This is a genomic window from Stutzerimonas sp. NM35 (genome assembly GCF_054604355.1).
Genome location: NZ_CM137728.1, coordinates 4,261,889 through 4,280,327 on the forward strand (window position 1 = coordinate 4,261,889; position 18,439 = coordinate 4,280,327).

An 18,439-nucleotide genomic window follows, 5' to 3' on the forward strand; every position below is an offset into this window, starting at 1 on the left:
CATGGCCAGCCTGCTGGCATGATTTGCTTCACGGGCATGGCCCGTTCCTGCCCGACGCCTATTCCAGCTCGTAGATCCTGATTTTCTGAGCGTCCATGCGATAGCCGGCTTCGGCCAGTTCGCTGCTGGCGTGTTCGACCCTGAGCGGCCCCTCGATCCAGAAGGGCTGATAGAGCGCATCCATCTTCACCCCCAGTTCGCTGGTCGCGTGTACGATCTGGTTCGACGGCGGTGGCGGTACATGGATGCAGGCGCCGAAGTAGGGCACCAGAAGAAACTCCGTTACCCGTCCTTCCTCGCTGATTTCCAGTGGCACGATATAACCCGGTAGCCGGGCACGGATGCCGTCCAGCGCTTCGACCACCGGCTCCGCCGGGGACTGCTGCGGCGTGGCAGGTCCGCTTTCGGCGGCCAGCGCATCGGCCAGTTGCGACAGGTCATGCAGCGCCACGGGCGGGGACGGCGGCGGGGCGCCCTCGGGGATCAGATCAGCCCATTGCAGTTCGCGCACCTCGGCTGAGGCAAGGGAAGCGACAAGGGCGAAGAGTGCGGCAAGCAGCAGGCGTGGCATGGCTTTTCTCATGAGCGGATCGACAGACCGTCGGCCAGGGATTGCCGGTATGCCTGCCAGGCCGGCACGCTGCCTACCAGCAGCCCGGCCAGCAGGATGCCGCCCAGCAGCGACCATTCGTAGGCGCTCGGCCAGGCCAGCGGCAGGTAGAGCCCGTAATGACTTTGCAACGGCGACTGGGCAACCGCAATGGCCAGATAAAGAAGCAGCAGGCCGAACAGCACGCCGGCCAGCGCCAGGCTGAAAGCCTCGGCCAGCAGCAGCCCGGCGATATGCCAGGGGCGGGCGCCGACCGAACGCAGAATGGCCATTTCCCGACGCCGTTCGTTGAGACTGGTGAGAATTGCCGTGAGCATGCCGATCAGCCCGGTGAAGACGACGAACAGCGAAACCACGAACAGCGCCTTTTCCGCCGTACCCATCAGGCTCCAGAGTTCCTGCAGGGCTACGCCGGGCAGCACTGCCAGCAGCGGCTCGCCAGGATGCTGATTGATCTCGCGCTGCAGGGTGAAGGTGGCGATGCGGCTGTCCAGACCGAGCAGGAAGGCGGTGATCTGTTGCGGCTGCAGGTCCAGCTGACGGGCCTGCTCGGCATCGATGCGCGCCGCGCCGCGCGCCGGCATGCCGTGCTGCCAGTCAATATGCAGCGCCTCCATGCCGGCCAGGCTGATATGCAACGTGCGGTCGACCGGAGTGCCGGTGCGTTGCAGGATGCCTGTCACGCGAAAGGGCTTGTCGTCATGCCGGACCAGGCTGACCGCGGCGACGCCATGAGCCAGCACCAGCTGATCATCGAGCCTGTAATCCAGCGCCTTGGCCACTTCGGCGCCCAGCACCACCTCGAAAGGATCTTCGCCGAAGGGGCGGCCTTCGGCCAGTTGCAGGGCCTGTTTGCGACCGTAGCGGTAGTGCTCGAAATAGGCTTCGCTGGTGCCCATTACCCGATAACCGCGATGGGAGTCACCGAGGGAAATGGGAATCGCCCAGCTCGTGCGTGGATGATTGGCGAAATGCTCGAAGCTCTCCCAGCGAATATTGTTGGTGGCGTTGCCGATGCGGAACACCGAATAGAGCAGCAGGTTCACCGAGCCGGAGCGGGCGCCGACGACAAGGTCGGTGCCGCTGATGGTACTGGCGAAACTGGCGCGGGTTTCATTGCGCACCCGCTCGACGGCGAGCAGCAGGCACACCGACAGTGCGATGGCGAATACCGTGAGCAGGGCGGTGAAGCGGCGGTTGTTCAGGCTCGCCAGCGCCAGGCGCAACAGGAACATCGTCATACCTCCGCAGGGTGTGCGGCGCGGTTGAGCTCGGCCAGCGACAGGTTGCGGTCGAACAGGGGGGCCAGGCTCTGGTCATGACTGACGAACAGCAGGCTCGACCCGGCGGCCTGGCATTCAGCGAACAGCAGTTGCAGGAAGGCTTCGCGGTTGTCGGCATCCAGCGCCGAGGTGGGCTCGTCGGCGATCACCAGTTCGGGCTGACCGATAAGTGCGCGCGCCGCAGCGACGCGTTGCTGCTGGCCGATGGAAAGCGACTCGGCGCGGCGTCCGGACAATTCGACCGGCAGGCCAAGGTGGGTGAGCAGGCTGGTAGCGGCCTGCTCGACGCTGCCGTAGCGCTCGCGTGCCCGCTCGCTGCGCAGGTGCGAGAAATGGCAGGGCAGCGCGACGTTCTCAGCCACGGAAAGAAAGGGCAGCAGGTTGAACTGCTGGAAGATATAGCCGGTGTGATCGACCCGAAAGCTATCCCGCGCGCTTGCCGAAAGCGCGCCGAGATCCTCGTCCAGCAGGCGGACTGTTCCGCGCCCGGCTTTCTGCACGCCGCCAATCAACCCGAGCAGGGTGGTCTTGCCACTGCCGGAGGGGCCTCTGAGGAACAGGCTCTGGTTGCGTTCCAGTGCGAACGTGGGGATGTCCAGCAGCTCCGCCTGGCCAGGCCAGGCGAAACCGAGTTGATGAAGTTCTAGCAGCGCAGTCATGGGCAGAATCTGAATGTGGCCGGCGAGCCGGAGTGTACTGCCTTGGGCAGAGGCCAGGCGGACATCCTGTATCAGAACGTTATCCGCGCCTTCTCGGCACGCAGTAGTTTGCCCTGCTGCCCGTTCGGCCCGATGACCTGCGCCTGGATTTTCTCGGTGCCGGGAAAGGCCTCGAACAATTCCTGAAGGTCCAGACCGGGTAACGCATCCGGCGCGCTGCAGCTATAGCGATATCGAGCATGGATATCGCTGTGCATGCCGGCGTCATGCTGTGCATGATCATGGCCGCCTTCTGCGAACAGCGGGCTTTCCAGGCTGGTTTCATCGAGTCTGCAGCCGGCTTCGGTCGACAGACCGAACAGTCTGTCCGGCTGCTCCAGTTGCGCGCGCGTGTCTGCCACCTTGTGCTTGTCTGCGGCATTGTTGGGAGCATGCTCGAAGCCCAGCAGGTTCACCGCCGGGCTGCGCAGTTCGATTTCCAAGCGCGTGCCCTCCAGCGCCGCGTCAAGCTGGGCGACGCCGTGTTCGTGGGTGCCGAGGCTGGCATGCTCGTCGTGATGATGGTCGTGATGATGATGCTCGCCGGCATGTGTGATGGCTGGCAGCAGGGCGAAGGGAAGGGCAAGCAGCAGGTGGCGCATGTCGGTCTCCTTGAAGTTATCGTTACATTATAACAAGAAGGTGCGGCTGGCCAGCCCTTGCGTGGCATGGGAGCATTCCGCTGATTTTTCCAGGAGACACGCAGGTGATTCGAATTCGCGGCCATATCGGCGAGCTATCAGTGGATCTCAGCATCGAGATGGATGATCAGGACTGGGCGCAACTGGCGCAGCAGTTGCCGGATCTTGTCCGGGGTGGACAGCCCGCGCGCGCCACGGAGTCGGACGACCTCTGGCTTGCCGCGTTGCAGATGGTGCGCGAAGCGGGGCAGGTGGATGGTCCGCAGTTGCTGGCGCAGCTCGAAGCCATGGCCGGTAGCGCCCAGGCCGGCAAGCGCCTGCTGGTGCGTTTGCGTCACAGCGCGCAGGTGCGGGTACAGAGTGGCGCGGATGCGCCCGTGTTCAGCTGGATCGGTTGAGGCGAGCTACAGGCGCGATGCCTGGAAGGTATCGCAGCGCGCCGGTTCGCCGCTGTCAAAACCGGTCCGAAACCATTTCATCCGCTGCGCCGAGGTGCCGTGGGTGAAGGCATCGGGGACGACCCGGCCCTGGCTCTGCTGCTGCAGGCGGTCGTCACCGATGGCACTGGCGGCGTTCAGTGCATCCTCCAGATCGCCTTCTTCGAGCCAGTCATGGCGCTGCTGGGCGTGATAGGCCCAGACGCCGGCGAAGCAGTCGGCCTGCAACTCCTGGCGCACCAGCAGGCCGTTGTCGCCTTCCATCCGTGCGCCGCGCTGACGCGCCGCCTGCATCTGCCGGGATATGCCCAGCAGCGTCTGCACGTGATGGCCGACTTCGTGGGCGATTACGTAGGCCTGGGCGAAATCGCCGGCCACTGCGAAGCGCGAGGCCATTTCGTCGAAGAACTGCAGGTCCAGGTAAACCTGCTGGTCGCCGGGGCAGTAGAAAGGACCCACGGCGGAACTGGCGAAACCGCAGGCCGAGTTGACGCCGCCGCGAAACAGCACCAGCGTCGGATCGCGATATTGCCCGCCGGATTGCTGGAACAGCGTGCGCCAGGTGTCTTCGGTATCGCCGAGGATGGCCTGGACAAAGGCCACCTGAGGATCATCGCCATTGGCTGCCGGGCTGTCCTGCTGGGTAGGGAGCGAACCGCTCTGGTTGGCCAGTTGGCCGAGGATCTGCAGCGGGTCCTGGCCGGACAGCAGGCCGATCACCACGACCACGGCGATACCGGCGAGGCTCAGCCGACCGCCACGACTGCCGCCCCTGGCATCCACTACGTTGTCGCTGCGCCGCGCCTTTTTCCAACGCATGTTCGCATCCTTCGCAAATGGCTCGCTGGCCAGGGTTCGTGACGTGCTTCTGCATCGCTGGCGCGACAGGGCGCAAACGAAAAGGGTCCGTTGCCGTTTCAGAAACCGCAACAGACCCTTGGACCTGCTTCGCCACACGCAAATTCCGCGTGGGGGATGCTTCGTCTTCCAGCTTAGTTACCGGGGTAGCTGTTAAGTACCGACTCGCGACCCTGCTTGTTCAGGCCGATGACCTGGTAGGCGTCCTTGCGATCGCCCATTTCCATGCCCGGCGAGCCCATCGGCATGCCCGGAACCGCCGCGCCGATCAGGTCGGGCTGGGCACGCAGCTTGAGGATGTCGGCGGCGGGCACGTGGCCTTCGACGAACTTGCCGTCGATCACGCCGGTGTGGCAGGAGCCCAGACGATGCGGCACGCCGAGCTTGGCCTTGACTGCAGACATGTTCGGTTCGACGTGATCGGTCACGGCAAAACCGTTGTCTTCCAGATGCTTGATCCAGTCCTTGCAGCAGCCGCAGTTGGCATCGCGGTGTACGTCGATGGCGATGGGCTCGGCGGCCTGGGCGAGACCGGCGAAAAGAACGGTGGCGAGCAGCAGACGACGCATGGGGAATCCTCCGAACAGAATAGGGGAAGGATACGCCCTGCTCATGACTTGCCCAAGGGGTTGACTGTGAGCGAATGTCGCAGCTGGCGGCGCGCCATGCCGTCGTTTGCCGCGAACCAAACACCGGCGGAGCGGGTCGGATAGGGCTCGGGGTGCGAGAGTCATCAAGGGAGTTTTCGATGCGTTTTGCCCGCTTCGTGCTGATCGTACAGGCCGTGCTCATGGCGGGCCTCAGTCTGGCTTATTGGGTGCGGCCCTACGAAATGGCCAATCTCAACGGCATGCTGCTCATGGAAAGCGCTTCGGTCAGCCATATGCGTGTCTATTACGGTGGCTTGCAACTGGGGCTGGCGCTGTTCCTGCTTTGGGCCGCGCGTGCGCCCGAGCGGGCACGACCGGCGCTGGTAATGCTGATGATCACTCTGCTGGCGCTGGTGCTGGGGCGGCTGGTTTCGCTGTGGCTCGATGGTGGCGCGTTGATCGGCTTCGATCTCGCCTCGCTGATCTATCGGGTACTGGCCGCTGCACTGGCCGCCGCGGCCTGGCTGGCGATTCGCGAAAGGCCCGAGCCTGAACCCGAGCGGATCGAACCGCCGACCCGGCGGCTGCCTGACGAGGCACCGAAGCCGTTTCGCCTGGGTGATGAGCCGACCTCTGTCCAGGCAGTGCCGGAACAGTCGCCTGCCCCCTTCCGCAAGGGCACGCCGTCTCCGTAGTCGGTGCGTTACGTCAGGGCTTATTGCTCTGGGCGAGGCGTTCGTAGCGCTGGGTAAGCGCGTCGAACTTCCACAGCAGGGTTTCAGTGGTGGTGACGATGACCGTGGGCACGTAACGGGAGTCGTCGGCGAGGCTGAAACCGGCTTGGGCGAATCGCCATTGTGTTGCGATCCGCTCCAGTTCCTGATTGATCTCGGGTGTATTCTGCAACGCCTGGCGCAGCGTCTGCAGCCCCGTATCGAATTCCTTCACCGCCGTTTGAAAGTCGTTGCGCAGCCGGTCATCCGGCAGCCGCCAGCTCAGGGCCAGGTACAGCTTGGCGATGCGCTGGCTGAGCATGCGCTGGCGACCGCTGCGGTTGACCAGCCCGGCGACCTGACTGCCGCTGTGCTGCTCGATCAATTCCACCAGCTTCTCGCTCTGGGCTAGAAAGGTGTCGCTGAGCCTGAGCATCTCCAGCGATCCGCTCTTGCTCGGACTGGAAAGTGCGGCTTCACGAAAGTGCTGCCAGGTTTCCTGTGCTTCGTTCAGTGCGGCGCGTATTGCAGGTGTCGGGGCGTATTCGGCGAGCAGCTGGGTATTTTCCTCAAGCGTGGCGACGCTCAGATCGAGTTGCTTGATGGCCAGTTCGGCGCGGGTCTCGGTGCCGATCATCAGGTAGCTCTTGGCGATACGCTGGCTGAGCATGCGCTGCATGCCGGCGCGGTTCACGGCCTCGGCGTCGCTGATGGCGGCGTGAGCGGGAAGGCTGCCGAGAAGAAGGGCTGTAGCCAGCAAGAGCCGCGAAAGGTGCTGGAACATGATGGGATCCTTGTTCGGTTGCATGCTGTCGGTACAGCGCGAGTCCTGAAACGACGCTGTCGGGGCCGGTGGTTCCGGCCCCGACGCTGCCGGTGCGTCTCAGTAGCTGTATTGGAGCTGTGCCCAGAGCTTCTCGGTATCGACCGAGAAATCGTCCGCGTCATAGCCGGCGTATTTGACGGTGGCGACCAGGCCCTTCACCAGCGGAATGGCGCGGCTGTAGGAAATATCCAGTTCCTCGCCGTATTGCTGGCTGCCGCGCTCGGCGCGGAAGTCGTGGTACCAGAGCTGCAGGGTGCCGCCGAACAGTGGCAGGCTGCCGCCGACGTAGACGTCCTGCACGCCGTCAGCCGGGGTCAGCAGGAAGGTGTCGGCCCAGCCCTGAAAGGCATGCTTGGTGGCCAGCGGTGTCTGGAAGGCGCGGTTGCCGGCGCCGCTGCTGTCGCCGCCAAGGACTTCCATGCCGCCTTTGAGCGCCACGCCCTTGATCGTGTAGCCCAGTTCGGCCAGGTAGTACTCGCTGCTCAGTTCCAGCGGGTTGTCGGCGTAGTCCTTCTGCCGGGCGTATTCGAGCACGTAGCTGACGCCCTGGACGGCACCGTTCAGGCGTACACCCGTGGTCTTGCTGGAGAGGCTGCCGAGCATGGCGGCACTGTTGACGCTGGCGATGTTGTCCAGCCCCAGCAGATAGCTGTAGGCCGTTACCGTCAGCTCCGGCATGGCCTGGTACTGAGCATTGATCAGGTGGCTGTGGCCTTCGATATTGGCCGGGTTGGTGAAGTTGTCGAAGCGGTTGTCTTCTGGGCCGAAGATGCTGTTGATGTTGTCGATATAGGCATAGGTCAGGGCCAGGCCGTCGATGGGCTTGAGCTGGCCGAGCAGGCCGTCGTAGGTCTGCTCGTTCTGCCGCCAGCCGACGCCGCCGACGAAGCGCTGGTTGTCCAGGTTGATCCGCTGGCGACCGACCACGGCGCTGCCCTGGGCATGGTCATAGCGCAGCAGCGCCTGGTTGATCTCGCTGCCATCCGGATCGGGCACCGCCGAGTAGTCGGTCTGGCCGTTGCGGGTGTTGTTGTAGGCCGCTTTCCCCAGGCGGCTGAGGTTGTCCGCTTCGACCAGCGCCGAGAGGCCGTACCAGGAGCCGGTCTGCACGCCGATGCGGGTGCGCAGCGTCTGTGCGTTGGCATGCCTGAGTGCGTTGTCCTGATCGACATGCTCGTAGCGATAGCGCAGATCGAAGATCGGTTTCGCCTCAGTGAACAGATTGCTGAAGCTTTCTTCCGCGCTTGCGGCAGTGTTGACGGCCAGGCCTGCGGCGAGCAGGGCGAGGGCCAGACGTGAGGGTTGGATGCTGCTCATCGTGATGCTCCTTGTTGGCGTTGGGGCGAAAGATAGGCTGCTTACGATCTTTGCCATTGATTGCCGTCAAGGTGCTTAAAAAGCTGTCTGGAATGGGGCTTTTACGACATTTCGCCCTTGATCCCAGACAAACTCGGAACGTATGGAAGAGCGCGCATCCGTGCCTGAAATGCACTTGCCATCCTGGTTCTGGGCTGCTCAGGCCCTGGCCTGGTCATGCTCCAGTGACCAGACGGCGGCTTCGACGCGCGAGCGCAGGCCGAGTTTGTGCAGCAGGTTTTTCACGTGCACCTTGACCGTGCCTTCGCTGATGGCCAGCTTGCGCGCGATCATCTTGTTGGTCTGGCCCTTGGCGATGAGCCGCAGGACATCCTTCTCGCGCTTGGTCAGGGTTGATGCCTGGCTGCCGTGGCCCGGTTTGGGACGTTCGCGAATGGCTTCGGCCAGCACCTGGGTCAACTCGGGGCTCAGAGCCAGCCGGCCCTGCGCGGCCAAGCGAATCTGGCTGATCAGGTCTTCCGGCTCGATATCCTTGAGCAGGTAGCCGTCCGCGCCTGCGCGCAAGGCGGCGAGCACATTGGTGTGGTCGTCGGAGACGCTGAAGATGACGATGCGCGCATCGATTCCGTTCGCGCGCATCTGGCGGATGGTTTCCAGTCCGTCCATGCCGGGCATGTTCATGTCGAGCAGGATCAGGTCCAGATCCAGTTCGCTGGCCAGGCGCACCGCCTCCGCACCGTTTCCGGCTTCGGCGGCGGGCGGCAGATCGTCCTCCATGGACAGCAGTGCACGCATGCCGCTGCGCATCATCGGGTGGTCGTCGACCAGCAGAATACGAATCTTGTCGTGGGCGTTCACGGTATGTCGGTCTCCGATTGCAGGGGTATGCGGCGATAGGCCGGGAGGAAACTCAGGTGGACACGCGTGCCGCCTTCGCTACGTTTGCCGATGCGCAGGTGCCCGTGCAGGCTGCCGGCCCGCTCGGCAAGGATGCTCAGGCCGTAATGACCGCTGGGGCTGTCGTTCACCTCGATGCCAATGCCGTCGTCATCCACGCGAATATGCACCAGGCCCTGTTCGTCCTGATGCAGGCGCAGGTCGCACTGGCGGGCCTGGGCATGCTTGATCACGTTGCTCAGCGTCTCGCGGATGATCTGCAGGCAATGGAGCTCCTCGTTGGGCGTCAGCGGGCAATGCTCGAGGCCGTAGTGCAGGCCAATGCTCACCCCGGAATGGCTGCTGAATTCGAGTACCGTGGCGTGCACGGCGGCTGCCAGACCGGGTACGTCGAGCTTGATGCGAAAGGTCGTGAGCAATTCGCGCAATTGCCGGTAGGCCGCGTTGAGCCCGTCCTGGATCGCGCCAAGGGTGGCATCCAGTTCCTCCTGCGGGTGTCCATTGGCGATCTGTTTCTTGTAGCGGCTCAGTTGCAGCTTCTGATAGGAAAGCGCCTGCGCCAGCGAGTCATGCAGTTCGCGGGCGATCACCGCGCGCTCTTCCATCAGGGCCAGGCGTGCCTGCTGTTGGGCGAGCTGACTCAGGCCCAGGGAGGCGGCGAAGAGTTCTGCCACGGCGCCGAGCAATTGTTCCTGCCAGGCTTCCAGGGCCACGCCCTGCGCTTGCTCGATGCGCAGGGCGCCCAGCTCGCGAGTGCCCGAACGCAGAGCGAAGCTGATCAGCTCGGTACCGCCGGCCAGCTTGCCATTACCGGTATGGACCGGGCATTGCGCGCAATCGGGCAGACGGCAGTATTCGGGGGGCTGGCGTTCCGAGGTAATGGCGGTATGGGCGCGGAAGCAGTTTTTCTCCTCGGTGTGATGCAGGCACAGCGAGACCGGCCCCGAACCCAGTGAGCGCTGCACGGGCAGCAGCAGGCTCGCGAGTTCCGGCACGGGGTCGGCTGAAGACTGATACAGGCTGCGGGCACTGTTGAACAGCAGCTCCAGTGAGTTGTTGCTGCGCTGCAGCTGGGCGGTTTTCTCATCGACCTTGCGTTCCAGGTGGTCGTAGAGATCGGCCAGCTCATCGCTCATCTGGTTGAAGGCGTTGGCCAGCAGTCCCAGCTCGTTGCGGGCGTCGTAATAGGCCTTGCTGCGAAAGTCGCCACGACCGATCTGCCGGGCCAGTCGCGTCAGTTCGCGCAGCGGCGTGATCAGGTTGCTGTAGACGCCCAGCAGCACCAGAAAAGCCATCAGCACGGTGAACAGCAGCGTGCCTATTTGCAGGCCGCGAATGACGGCGAGTTTGTCTTCGGACTTGGTCTGCAAGGCTTTGACGAAGCCGTCGAGTTCGGCAACGAATTTCGGGACTTCGGCACGGAACGCGCGTTTCTGAGGCGGATAGGTCGTCAGCAGCGGCAGCATGGATTCGTTCCAGCGCGTGACCGCTCGGCTGTACAGCAGATGCAGCGGACTGTTGGGGTTGTGGCCGATTGCCCGTTGCAGGGAGTAGGTCTGCAGCGTGCGTTCGAACTCTTCCATGTGTTCGGACAGCAGCTGGCTTTCATCTTCCAGCGCCAGCAGGGCCAGCCGGTAGGACTGCATGCGCAGACTGCCGGCCTTGTTCAGGGCCTCCGCATCGCCTTGTATGGAATCCGCGAGATACATGCCGCCGAGCATGCTCGCCAGTGTTACCCCGATAACCAGAATAAAGGCGAGGGTGGTGTGCTGAATAATGGAATGGCGCAAGGGCGATTGAGTTATATCGAAATGACTCATGGCGGCGTCTCGCTTGGCAAAGTTGTGCCACGTTACCCGCTGTTTATCGCTTTGCCTATGATCATCGATATACTCCATACGCGTTAAATTGACGCTGCATGTCTGAAAAGTTGTTTTTGCTACAGCGCTATATGCTTGAAACAATTGAAATTATTCAGGCGCTAAATAGGTATATCGAAAGAGGTAGAAAGGGTATTGCGGAAAAGTTCGAGCCAATGATTGATGATCATGGTCAAGTTTCAGCCTAGTTACTGCTCGTAGCCTCCGCTCCAGATTGCATTAATGGAGCGGAGCGGCCATGACGAATATTGCTAAATGGGATGTGGAAGTTGCCGGTTTCTGGCAATCAACAGGCAAACGGATCGCGACACGGAACCTCTGGATATCCATTCCAAGCCTGCTGCTGGGGTTCGCCGTATGGCTGATGTGGGGCATCATCACGGTACAGATGCTCAACCTCGGGTTTCCTTTCGAACCGGCGCAGCTGTTCACCCTTACCGCCATTTCCGGCCTGGCCGGTGCGACGCTGCGCATCCCGGCGTCGTTCATGATCCGCATCGCCGGCGGACGCAACACCATCGTTCTGACCACCGCCCTGTTGATGATTCCTGCCGTGGGCGCCGGCATTGCCTTGCAGGACACCACCACGCCGCTCTGGGTCTTTCAGCTGCTGGCCCTGCTGTCAGGGATCGGTGGCGGCAACTTCGCCTGTTCGATGAGCAACATCAGTGGCTTCTTTCCGAAGAACCAGCAGGGGCTGGCGCTGGGGCTGAATGCCGGGCTGGGAAACTTCGGCGTGACCACCATGCAGATCGTGATTCCGCTGGTCATGACCGCCGGTCTCTTCGGTGCTCTGGCTGGTGATCCGATGGTGCTGGTCAAGGACAGCGGCACACTGATCGGGCGGATACCTGCCGGCTCGGACACCTGGATTCAGAATTCAGGCTGGGTATGGATGCTGGCGCTGGTCCCGCTGGCCTTCATCGGCTGGTTCGGCATGAACAACCTGCTGCCGATCACGCCCAATCCGGGGCATACGCTGGGCGCGTTCGGCAAGATCATCGGGCTCTACGGGGTCGGCTTCCTGACTTCCGTGGTGGGCCTGTACCTCTATCTGCCGCAGCCCTTCGGCCTCGGCGTATTGAACATGTGGCTGGCCATCGCGCTGATCATGCTCAGCACCCTGGGCCTGCTGCGGATGATTCCGGGCAGCATCAAACCGAGCATCAAGCGCCAGTTCGGGATCTTCCGCGACAAGCACACCTGGTCGATGAGCGTGCTCTACATCCTGACCTTCGGCTCCTTCATCGGCTTCTCCATGGCGCTGCCGCTGTCGATCACGGTGATCTTCGGCTACATGAACGAGATCGCGGCGGACGGCAGCATCACGCGGGTGGTCAATCCCAATGCGCCCAGCGCCCTGACCTATGCCTGGATCGGCCCTTTCATCGGCGCCCTGACACGCCCCTTCGGCGGCTGGATCTCCGACAAGCTCGGTGGTTCGATCGTCACCCAGGTGATCTCGGTGGTGATGCTAGCCGCCGCGGTGGCGCTGGGCTACGTGCTGCAGCAGGCCTATGGCTCCACTCAGCCGGAAACCTTCTTCTTCGCCTTCATCATCCTCTTTCTGGTGCTGTTCGCCGCTTCGGGAATCGGCAACGGCTCGACCTTCCGCACCATCGGCGTGATCTACGACCGCGAGCAGGCCGGCCCGGTTCTGGGCTGGACCTCGGCGGTGGCGGCCTATGGCTCCTTCGTCGCGCCCATGGTCATTGGCGGCCAGATCAAGGCCGGAACGCCGGAGGTGGCGATGTACGGCTTCGCCGGCTTCTGCGCGCTGTGCCTGGTTCTCAACTGGTGGTTCTACCTGCGGCCCAACGCCTACGTGAAGAACCCCTGAATCATTCAATCAGTTCAGCGAAGCGGGGTTTTACGCCATGAATATCATGATTGCTTATGACGATTCGCCTAATGCGCGTTATGCGCTTGAACGCACCCTGGAAATGTTCGCCCGACTTGAGCCGATGATCATCCTGATTGGCGTCGCCGAAGAAAGTCTGGATACCAGCAGTTCCAGTGAAAGCAACTACCTGAAAGCCAAGGAAGAGTTTTCCGCAAAGATAAGAGAGGCTGCAGAGAAGGTGGGTGGTCGTGGGTTGAATGTTGAAGTCGTTATTGGTCAGGGTGATGCAAGGAAAGTCATTCTCAAGGCAGTTGATAGTCTGAAGCCCGATCTGCTGGTTGTCTCCAGGCACTGCGAAGAGTTGGGCGGAGGTTTCATCGCGCACTCGATAGATGCACTGGTCGATGAATTCAATTACATGACCTTTGGCAGTGTCAGTTCCTTTCTGGTCAGGCGCGCACCGTGCCCGGTACTTATACAGGCCTGTCCGGATTGGACGCAGGAGGCGAATAAATGAAAGTCTCGGACCTGTTCAAATACCGGCAACCGGAAATAAGAGCGCTGCATCTGACCTGGATCGCCTTCTATATCTGTTTCTTCGTCTGGTTCAATATGGCGCCGCTGGCCACCAGCATGCTCAAGAGTGCGAACTGGCTGACCGGCGACGATTTGCGCCTGTTTGCCATCGCCAACGTGGCGCTGACCATTCCCGCGCGGATTCTGGTGGGTATGGCGCTGGATAAATGGGGCCCACGGCGGGTGTTTTCCGTGCTGATGGTGACCATGGCGGTGCCGGCGATCACCTTCGCCATGGGCGACACGCGGGTGCAACTGCTGATCTCGCGACTGGTGCTGAGTTCGATCGGTGCCAGCTTCGTGGTCGGCATCCATATGACCGCCATGTGGTTCAAGCCCAAGGACATCGGCTTCGCCGAAGGTTTCTATGCCGGCTGGGGCAACTTCGGTTCGGCCGCGGCGGCCATGACGCTGCCGGCCATCGCCCTGCACGCGTTCGGCGGGGATGACGGCTGGCGCTACGCGATTGCCACGACGGCACTGATGATGGCGGCCTACGGAGTGTTCTACTGGTTCGCCATCACCGATGGCCCGGCGGGCACCGTGCAGCACAAGCCACGCAAGGTCGCGGCCATGGAGGTCAGCAGCTGGGGCGACATGTTCAAGCTGATCATCTGGACCATTCCCATGGTCGGCATCCTCTCGGTGCTGGTCTGGCGCATCGAGAACATGGGTTACCTGGGGGCTGGCTGGGCCTGGGCTTGCCACGGCGTGATCGTGCTGGTGGTGCTCTACCAGATCGTGCAGATCCTGCGGGTCAACGTGCCGATTCTGCGCAAGGGCGTACCGGAGGACGACAAATACCCGTTCAACTCGGTGGCGGCTCTGAACTCCACCTACTTCGCCAATTTCGGCGCGGAGCTGGCGGTGGTGTCGATGCTGCCCATGTTCTTCGAGTTGACCTGGGGGCTGTCGGCCACGGCGGCGGGCATCATTGCCGCCTCCTTCGCTTTCGTGAATCTGCTGGCGCGGCCCATCGGCGGCCTGGTCTCCGATCGCTTCGGCAACCGCCGTTTCGTGATGCTGGCCTACATGCTCGGCATCGCCCTGGGCTTTCTGCTGATGGGGCTGATGGGCTCCAGCTGGCCGCTGTTCATTGCCGTGGTCATCACCATTTTCTGCTCGGTTTTCGTGCAGGGAGCGGAAGGCGCCACCTTCGGCATCATCCCCTCGATCAAGCGCCGTATCACCGGGCAGATCTCGGGCATGGCCGGTGCCTACGGCAACGTCGGCGCGGTGTTCTACCTGACTCTCTACACCTTCGTCACGCCCTCGCAGTTCTTCCTGATCATCGCCGCCGGCGCATTGCTCAGTTTCGTCATCTGCTTCTTCTGGTTGAAGGAGCCCGAAGGCGCCTTCGCCGAAGAGTACTTCGTGTCATCCGTCGACCTGGCAATCGCCGAACAGACCGCCGTCAGCAAGTAGCCATTCATTGCCGGCGCGGCCCGCTCGCCGGCAATGCCTGATTCGTAACGCGGACGCCAGCCGCTGGCGCCCGCAAAGGAGAGAAAGATGAGCCATCTGCTCGACCAGCTGCGTTTTTTCAATCGCAAGCAAGGAGAGTTCGCCGACGGTCACGGCGAGACCCGCATCGAGTCCCGTGACTGGGAGAACGTCTACCGCGCCCGCTGGCAGTACGACAAGATCGTGCGTTCCACCCACGGGGTGAACTGCACCGGATCGTGCTCCTGGAAGATCTATGTGAAGAACGGCCTGATCACCTGGGAAACCCAGCAGACCGACTACCCGCGTACCCGCAACGACCTGCCCAACCACGAGCCGCGCGGCTGCCCGCGCGGCGCCAGCTACAGCTGGTACATCTACAGCGCCAACCGGCTGAAATACCCCAAGGTGCGCAAACCGCTGCTCCAGCTCTGGCGCGAAGCGCGGCGCAGCATGAGCCCGGTCGAGGCCTGGGCCAGCATCGTCGAGGACAAGAGCAAGGCCGAGTCCTACAAGAGCAAGCGCGGCATGGGCGGTTTCATCCGTTCCAGCTGGGACGAGGTCAACGAGATCATCGCCGCGGCCAACGTCTACACCGTCAGGCAGTACGGCCCGGACCGGGTGATCGGCTTCTCGCCGATCCCGGCGATGTCGATGGTTTCCTACGCCGCAGGCAGCCGTTACCTGTCGCTGATCGGTGGCGTGTGCCTCTCGTTCTACGACTGGTACTGCGACCTTCCTCCGGCGTCACCCCAGGTGTGGGGCGAGCAGACCGACGTGCCGGAATCGGCGGACTGGTACAACTCCAACTACATCATCGCCTGGGGCTCCAACGTCCCGCAGACGCGCACCCCGGACGCGCACTTCTTCACCGAGGTGCGCTACAAGGGCACCAAGACCGTGGCGATCACCCCGGACTACGCCGAAGTCGCCAAGCTCACCGACCTCTGGCTCAACCCCAAGCAGGGCACCGACGCGGCGCTGGCCCAGGCCTTCGCCCACGTCATCTTCAAGGAATTCCACCTGGAGAAGCCGAGCGCCTATTTCCGCGACTACGCCAGGCGCTACACCGACCTGCCGGTGCTGGTGCGCCTCAACGAGAAGGACGGCAGCCACATCGCCGACCGCTTCCTGCGCGCCTCGGACCTGGCCGACAACCTCGGCCAGGCCAACAACCCCGAGTGGAAGACCATCGCCCTCGACGCCTCCAGCGGCGAGCTGGTCTCCCCGCTGGGGTCGATCGGCTACCGCTGGGGCGAGAAGGGCAAGTGGAACATCGAGGCCCGTGAAGGCAAGGACGGGCGCGAGGTCGACCTGGCCCTGAGCCAGATCGACAGCGGCGAAACCGCCGAGGTCGCCTTCCCCTATTTCGGCGGCACGCTGCACGAGCATTTCCAGCACGCCGAGGGCGAGGCCATCCAGCTGCGCCGCGTGCCGGTGCGCTCGATCGCCCTGGCCGATGGCAGCACCGTCAAGGTCGCCACTGTGTTCGACCTGATGGCCGCCAACCTCGGCATCGACCGTGGTCTGGGCGGCGCCAACGTCGCCGCCAGCTACGACGATGCCAGCGTGCCGGGCACTCCGGCCTGGCAGGAGAAGATCACCGGCGTGGCGCGCGAGAAGGCGATCCAGATCGCCCGCGAATTCGCCGACAACGCCGACAAGACCCGTGGCCGTTCCATGATCATCGTCGGCGCGGCGATGAACCACTGGTATCACATGGACATGAACTACCGTGGCCTGATCAACATGCTGATGTTGTGCGGCTGCGTCGGCCAGACCGGTGGCGGCTGGGCGCACTACGTCGGCCAGGAGAAGCTGCGTCCGCAGTGCGGCTGGCTGCCGCTGGCCTTCGGTCTGGACTGGCACCGTCCGCCACGGCAGATGAACGGCACCAGCTTCTTCTACAACCACTCATCCCAATGGCGTCATGAAAAAATGAGCATCCACGAGGTGCTCTCGCCGCTGGCGGACAAGTCGCAGTTCCCCGAGCACATGCTCGACTACAACATCCGCGCCGAGCGCGCCGGCTGGCTGCCGAGCGCGCCGCAGCTCAACCGCAACCCGTTGCAGATCTGCCGCGACGCCGAGGCCGCCGGGCTGTCGCCGGTGGACTACGTGACTCGCTCATTGCAGGACGGCTCGCTGAAATTCGCCTGCGAGCAGCCGGACAATCCCGACAACTTCCCGCGTAACCTGTTCGTCTGGCGCTCCAACCTGCTGGGCAGCTCCGGCAAGGGCCACGAGTACATGCTCAAGTACCTGCTGGGGACCCGTAACGGCGTGATGAACGAGGACCTCGGCAAGCGCGACGGCTTCAAGCCGACCGAGGCCGAGTGGGTCGACGAGGGCGCCATCGGCAAGCTCGATCTGGTCACCACCCTGGACTTCCGCATGTCCTCCACGTGCGTGTATTCGGACATCGTCCTGCCGACCGCCACCTGGTACGAGAAGGACGACATGAACACCTCGGACATGCACCCCTTCATCCACCCGCTGTCGGCAGCCATCGACCCGGCCTGGGAGGCGCGCTCGGACTGGGAGATCTACAAGGGCATCGCCAAGGCCTTCTCGAAGATGGCCGAAGGTCAGCTGGGTGTGGAGAAGGATCTGGTCACCGTGCCGCTGCTGCACGACAGCCCCGGCGAGCTGGCGCAGCCGTTCGGCGGCAGCGACTGGAAGACCGCCGGCCAGGCGCCGCTGCCGGGCAAGAACTGCCCGAACATGGCCGTGGTCGAGCGCGACTATCCCAGCACCTACAAGAAGTTCACCTCCCTCGGCCCGTTGCTCGACAAGCTCGGCAACGGCGGCAAGGGCATCAACTGGAATACCGACGACGAGGTCGATTTCCTCGGCGAACTCAACTATGTGGTGCGCGAGGAAGGCGTCAGCCTGGGCCGACCGAAGATCGAGACGGCCATCGACGCCGCCGAGGTCATCCTGACCCTGGCGCCGGAAACCAACGGCCACGTCGCGGTCAAGGCCTGGGCCGCGCTGTCGCAGTTCACCGGGCGCGACCACAGCCACCTGGCGTTGCCCAAGGAGCATGAGGCGATCCGCTTCCGCGACATCCAGGCGCAGCCGCGCAAGATCATCTCCAGCCCGACCTGGTCCGGCCTGGAAGACGAGCACGTCAGCTACAACGCCGGCTACACCAACGTCCACGAATACATTCCGTGGCGCACCCTCACCGGGCGCCAGCAGTTCTACCAGGACCACCCGTGGATGCTGGCCTTCGGCGAACACATGCAGAGCTACCGACCGCCGATCAACACCCGTTCCACCGGCTACGTGGCGGGCAAGATGGGCAACGGCAACCCGGAAATCTGCCTGAACTGGATCACTCCGCACCAGAAGTGGGGCATCCACAGCACCTACACCGACAACCTGATCATGCTCACCCTGAGCCGTGGCGGGCCGATCGTGTGGATGAGCGAGATCGACGCGAAGAAGGTCGGCATCGAGGACAACGACTGGATCGAGTGCTTCAACGCCAATGGCGCGCTGACCGCCCGCGCGGTGGTCAGCCAGCGCGTGATGGAAGGCATGGTGATGATGTACCACGCCCAGGAACGCATCGTGAACGTGCCCGGCGCCGAGAGCACCCAGACCCGCGGCGGCCACCACAACTCGGTGACCCGCGTGGTCCTCAAGCCCACCCACATGATCGGCGGCTACGCGCAGCTGGCCTACGGCTTCAACTACTACGGCACGGTGGGCTGCAACCGCGACGAGTTCGTCGTGGTGCGCAAGATGAACAAGGTCGACTGGCTGGACGCGCCCCATGGCAACGAGCTGCCGCAACCCCTGCCGCAAGATATCTGAGG

17 protein-coding genes are annotated in these 18,439 nt (G+C 63.1%); 7 read left to right on the forward strand and 10 right to left on the reverse strand.

Annotated features, from left to right (window positions below; genetic code table 11):
- Window positions 1-58: 58 nt before the first annotated feature.
- From ACYCFC_RS19790 to ACYCFC_RS19805, 4 genes are all read right to left on the reverse strand, one after another.
- Window positions 59-571 carry a DUF3299 domain-containing protein gene (locus tag ACYCFC_RS19790; RefSeq protein WP_459652656.1) on the reverse strand — a complete coding sequence of 171 codons (513 nt, stop codon included), beginning with the start codon at window positions 569-571 and terminating at the stop codon, window positions 59-61.
- An 8-nt stretch (window positions 572-579) separates the two neighbouring features.
- Complete coding sequence (locus ACYCFC_RS19795; RefSeq protein ID WP_459652657.1) at window positions 580-1,845, reverse strand: ABC transporter permease; 1,266 nt, start codon at window positions 1,843-1,845, stop codon at window positions 580-582.
- A gap of 2 nt (window positions 1,846-1,847) precedes the next feature.
- Window positions 1,848-2,552 (reverse strand): ABC transporter ATP-binding protein, encoded by a 705-nt coding sequence (locus ACYCFC_RS19800; protein ID WP_459652658.1) that lies wholly within the window; start codon window positions 2,550-2,552, stop codon window positions 1,848-1,850.
- A gap of 71 nt (window positions 2,553-2,623) precedes the next feature.
- Window positions 2,624-3,193, reverse strand: a complete 570-nt coding sequence (locus ACYCFC_RS19805) for a DUF2796 domain-containing protein (protein ID WP_181082215.1) — start codon at window positions 3,191-3,193, stop codon at window positions 2,624-2,626.
- A gap of 104 nt (window positions 3,194-3,297) precedes the next feature.
- Here ACYCFC_RS19805 and ACYCFC_RS19810 point away from each other — a divergent pair, with 104 nt between their 5' ends.
- Complete coding sequence (locus ACYCFC_RS19810) at window positions 3,298-3,630, forward strand: hypothetical protein (RefSeq protein WP_459652659.1); 333 nt, start codon at window positions 3,298-3,300, stop codon at window positions 3,628-3,630.
- Between the two features lie 6 nt (window positions 3,631-3,636).
- On the opposite strand, the gene ypfJ is transcribed toward ACYCFC_RS19810, so the two are convergent.
- Together ypfJ and ACYCFC_RS19820 are read right to left on the reverse strand one after the other, a co-directional pair.
- Window positions 3,637-4,488 carry a KPN_02809 family neutral zinc metallopeptidase gene (gene ypfJ / locus ACYCFC_RS19815; RefSeq protein ID WP_459652660.1) on the reverse strand — a complete coding sequence of 284 codons (852 nt, stop codon included), beginning with the start codon at window positions 4,486-4,488 and terminating at the stop codon, window positions 3,637-3,639.
- Between the two features lie 173 nt (window positions 4,489-4,661).
- Window positions 4,662-5,096 carry a DUF411 domain-containing protein gene (locus tag ACYCFC_RS19820; RefSeq protein ID WP_181082212.1) on the reverse strand — a complete coding sequence of 145 codons (435 nt, stop codon included), beginning with the start codon at window positions 5,094-5,096 and terminating at the stop codon, window positions 4,662-4,664.
- Between the two features lie 179 nt (window positions 5,097-5,275).
- On the opposite strand from ACYCFC_RS19820, the gene ACYCFC_RS19825 reads away from it, so the two are divergent.
- On the forward strand, window positions 5,276-5,812 hold the full coding sequence (locus ACYCFC_RS19825; protein WP_459652661.1) for a DUF4345 domain-containing protein: 537 nt from the start codon (window positions 5,276-5,278) through the stop codon (window positions 5,810-5,812).
- A 13-nt stretch (window positions 5,813-5,825) separates the two neighbouring features.
- Here the strand turns inward: ACYCFC_RS19825 and ACYCFC_RS19830 are convergent, their stop codons facing one another.
- The 4 genes from ACYCFC_RS19830 to ACYCFC_RS19845 all read right to left on the reverse strand — a co-directional run bounded on the left by ACYCFC_RS19830 (window position 5,826) and on the right by ACYCFC_RS19845 (window position 10,690).
- On the reverse strand, window positions 5,826-6,614 hold the full coding sequence (locus tag ACYCFC_RS19830; protein WP_459652662.1) for a type IV pili methyl-accepting chemotaxis transducer N-terminal domain-containing protein: 789 nt from the start codon (window positions 6,612-6,614) through the stop codon (window positions 5,826-5,828).
- Between the two features lie 99 nt (window positions 6,615-6,713).
- Window positions 6,714-7,973 (reverse strand): alginate export family protein, encoded by a 1,260-nt coding sequence (locus ACYCFC_RS19835; RefSeq protein WP_459652663.1) that lies wholly within the window; start codon window positions 7,971-7,973, stop codon window positions 6,714-6,716.
- A 198-nt stretch (window positions 7,974-8,171) separates the two neighbouring features.
- Entirely contained in the window at window positions 8,172-8,783 is a 612-nt protein-coding gene (gene narL / locus ACYCFC_RS19840; RefSeq protein ID WP_459654033.1) for a two-component system response regulator NarL, read from the reverse strand.
- 44 nt (window positions 8,784-8,827) lie between these two features.
- A complete protein-coding gene (locus tag ACYCFC_RS19845) occupies window positions 8,828-10,690 on the reverse strand; it encodes a histidine kinase (protein ID WP_459652664.1) in 1,863 nt (620 codons plus the stop codon).
- A gap of 98 nt (window positions 10,691-10,788) precedes the next feature.
- Between ACYCFC_RS19845 and ACYCFC_RS19850 the strand changes: the two genes are divergently transcribed.
- From ACYCFC_RS19850 to ACYCFC_RS19870, 5 genes are all read left to right on the forward strand, one after another.
- Window positions 10,789-10,938, forward strand: coding sequence for a hypothetical protein (locus ACYCFC_RS19850; RefSeq protein ID WP_181082207.1), 150 nt, complete (start codon window positions 10,789-10,791; stop codon window positions 10,936-10,938).
- A gap of 50 nt (window positions 10,939-10,988) precedes the next feature.
- Window positions 10,989-12,590: an MFS transporter gene (locus ACYCFC_RS19855; protein ID WP_459652665.1), complete on the forward strand. Its 1,602-nt coding sequence runs from the start codon at window positions 10,989-10,991 to the stop codon at window positions 12,588-12,590.
- 37 nt (window positions 12,591-12,627) lie between these two features.
- Window positions 12,628-13,110, forward strand: a complete 483-nt coding sequence (locus ACYCFC_RS19860; protein WP_459652666.1) for a universal stress protein — start codon at window positions 12,628-12,630, stop codon at window positions 13,108-13,110.
- Window positions 13,107-14,594, forward strand: a complete 1,488-nt coding sequence (locus ACYCFC_RS19865; RefSeq protein ID WP_459652667.1) for an MFS transporter — start codon at window positions 13,107-13,109, stop codon at window positions 14,592-14,594. Before ACYCFC_RS19860 ends, ACYCFC_RS19865 begins: the two co-directional genes overlap by 4 nt.
- 87 nt (window positions 14,595-14,681) lie before the next feature.
- Complete coding sequence (locus tag ACYCFC_RS19870; protein ID WP_459652668.1) at window positions 14,682-18,437, forward strand: nitrate reductase subunit alpha; 3,756 nt, start codon at window positions 14,682-14,684, stop codon at window positions 18,435-18,437.
- The last annotated feature ends 2 nt before the right edge of the window (window positions 18,438-18,439 follow it).

What these genes read in the sequence shown, in the direction of transcription:
- ACYCFC_RS19825 (WP_459652661.1), top strand. Translation starts at nt 5,276, where the DNA reads ATGCGTTTTGCCCGCTTCGTGCTGATCGTACAGGCCGTGCTCATGGCG.
- ACYCFC_RS19800 (WP_459652658.1), bottom strand. Translation starts at nt 2,552, where the DNA reads ATGACTGCGCTGCTAGAACTTCATCAACTCGGTTTCGCCTGGCCTGGC.
- ACYCFC_RS19850 (WP_181082207.1), top strand. Translation starts at nt 10,789, where the DNA reads ATGTCTGAAAAGTTGTTTTTGCTACAGCGCTATATGCTTGAAACAATT.
- ACYCFC_RS19870 (WP_459652668.1), top strand. Translation starts at nt 14,682, where the DNA reads ATGAGCCATCTGCTCGACCAGCTGCGTTTTTTCAATCGCAAGCAAGGA.
- ACYCFC_RS19805 (WP_181082215.1), bottom strand. Translation starts at nt 3,193, where the DNA reads ATGCGCCACCTGCTGCTTGCCCTTCCCTTCGCCCTGCTGCCAGCCATC.
- ACYCFC_RS19865 (WP_459652667.1), top strand. Translation starts at nt 13,107, where the DNA reads ATGAAAGTCTCGGACCTGTTCAAATACCGGCAACCGGAAATAAGAGCG.
- ACYCFC_RS19860 (WP_459652666.1), top strand. Translation starts at nt 12,628, where the DNA reads ATGAATATCATGATTGCTTATGACGATTCGCCTAATGCGCGTTATGCG.
- ACYCFC_RS19795 (WP_459652657.1), bottom strand. Translation starts at nt 1,845, where the DNA reads ATGTTCCTGTTGCGCCTGGCGCTGGCGAGCCTGAACAACCGCCGCTTC.
- ACYCFC_RS19855 (WP_459652665.1), top strand. Translation starts at nt 10,989, where the DNA reads ATGACGAATATTGCTAAATGGGATGTGGAAGTTGCCGGTTTCTGGCAA.
- ACYCFC_RS19830 (WP_459652662.1), bottom strand. Translation starts at nt 6,614, where the DNA reads ATGTTCCAGCACCTTTCGCGGCTCTTGCTGGCTACAGCCCTTCTTCTC.
- ACYCFC_RS19790 (WP_459652656.1), bottom strand. Translation starts at nt 571, where the DNA reads ATGCCACGCCTGCTGCTTGCCGCACTCTTCGCCCTTGTCGCTTCCCTT.
- ACYCFC_RS19835 (WP_459652663.1), bottom strand. Translation starts at nt 7,973, where the DNA reads ATGAGCAGCATCCAACCCTCACGTCTGGCCCTCGCCCTGCTCGCCGCA.
- ypfJ (WP_459652660.1), bottom strand. Translation starts at nt 4,488, where the DNA reads ATGCGTTGGAAAAAGGCGCGGCGCAGCGACAACGTAGTGGATGCCAGG.
- ACYCFC_RS19845 (WP_459652664.1), bottom strand. Translation starts at nt 10,690, where the DNA reads ATGAGTCATTTCGATATAACTCAATCGCCCTTGCGCCATTCCATTATT.
- narL (WP_459654033.1), bottom strand. Translation starts at nt 8,783, where the DNA reads ATGATGCGCAGCGGCATGCGTGCACTGCTGTCCATGGAGGACGATCTG.
- ACYCFC_RS19820 (WP_181082212.1), bottom strand. Translation starts at nt 5,096, where the DNA reads ATGCGTCGTCTGCTGCTCGCCACCGTTCTTTTCGCCGGTCTCGCCCAG.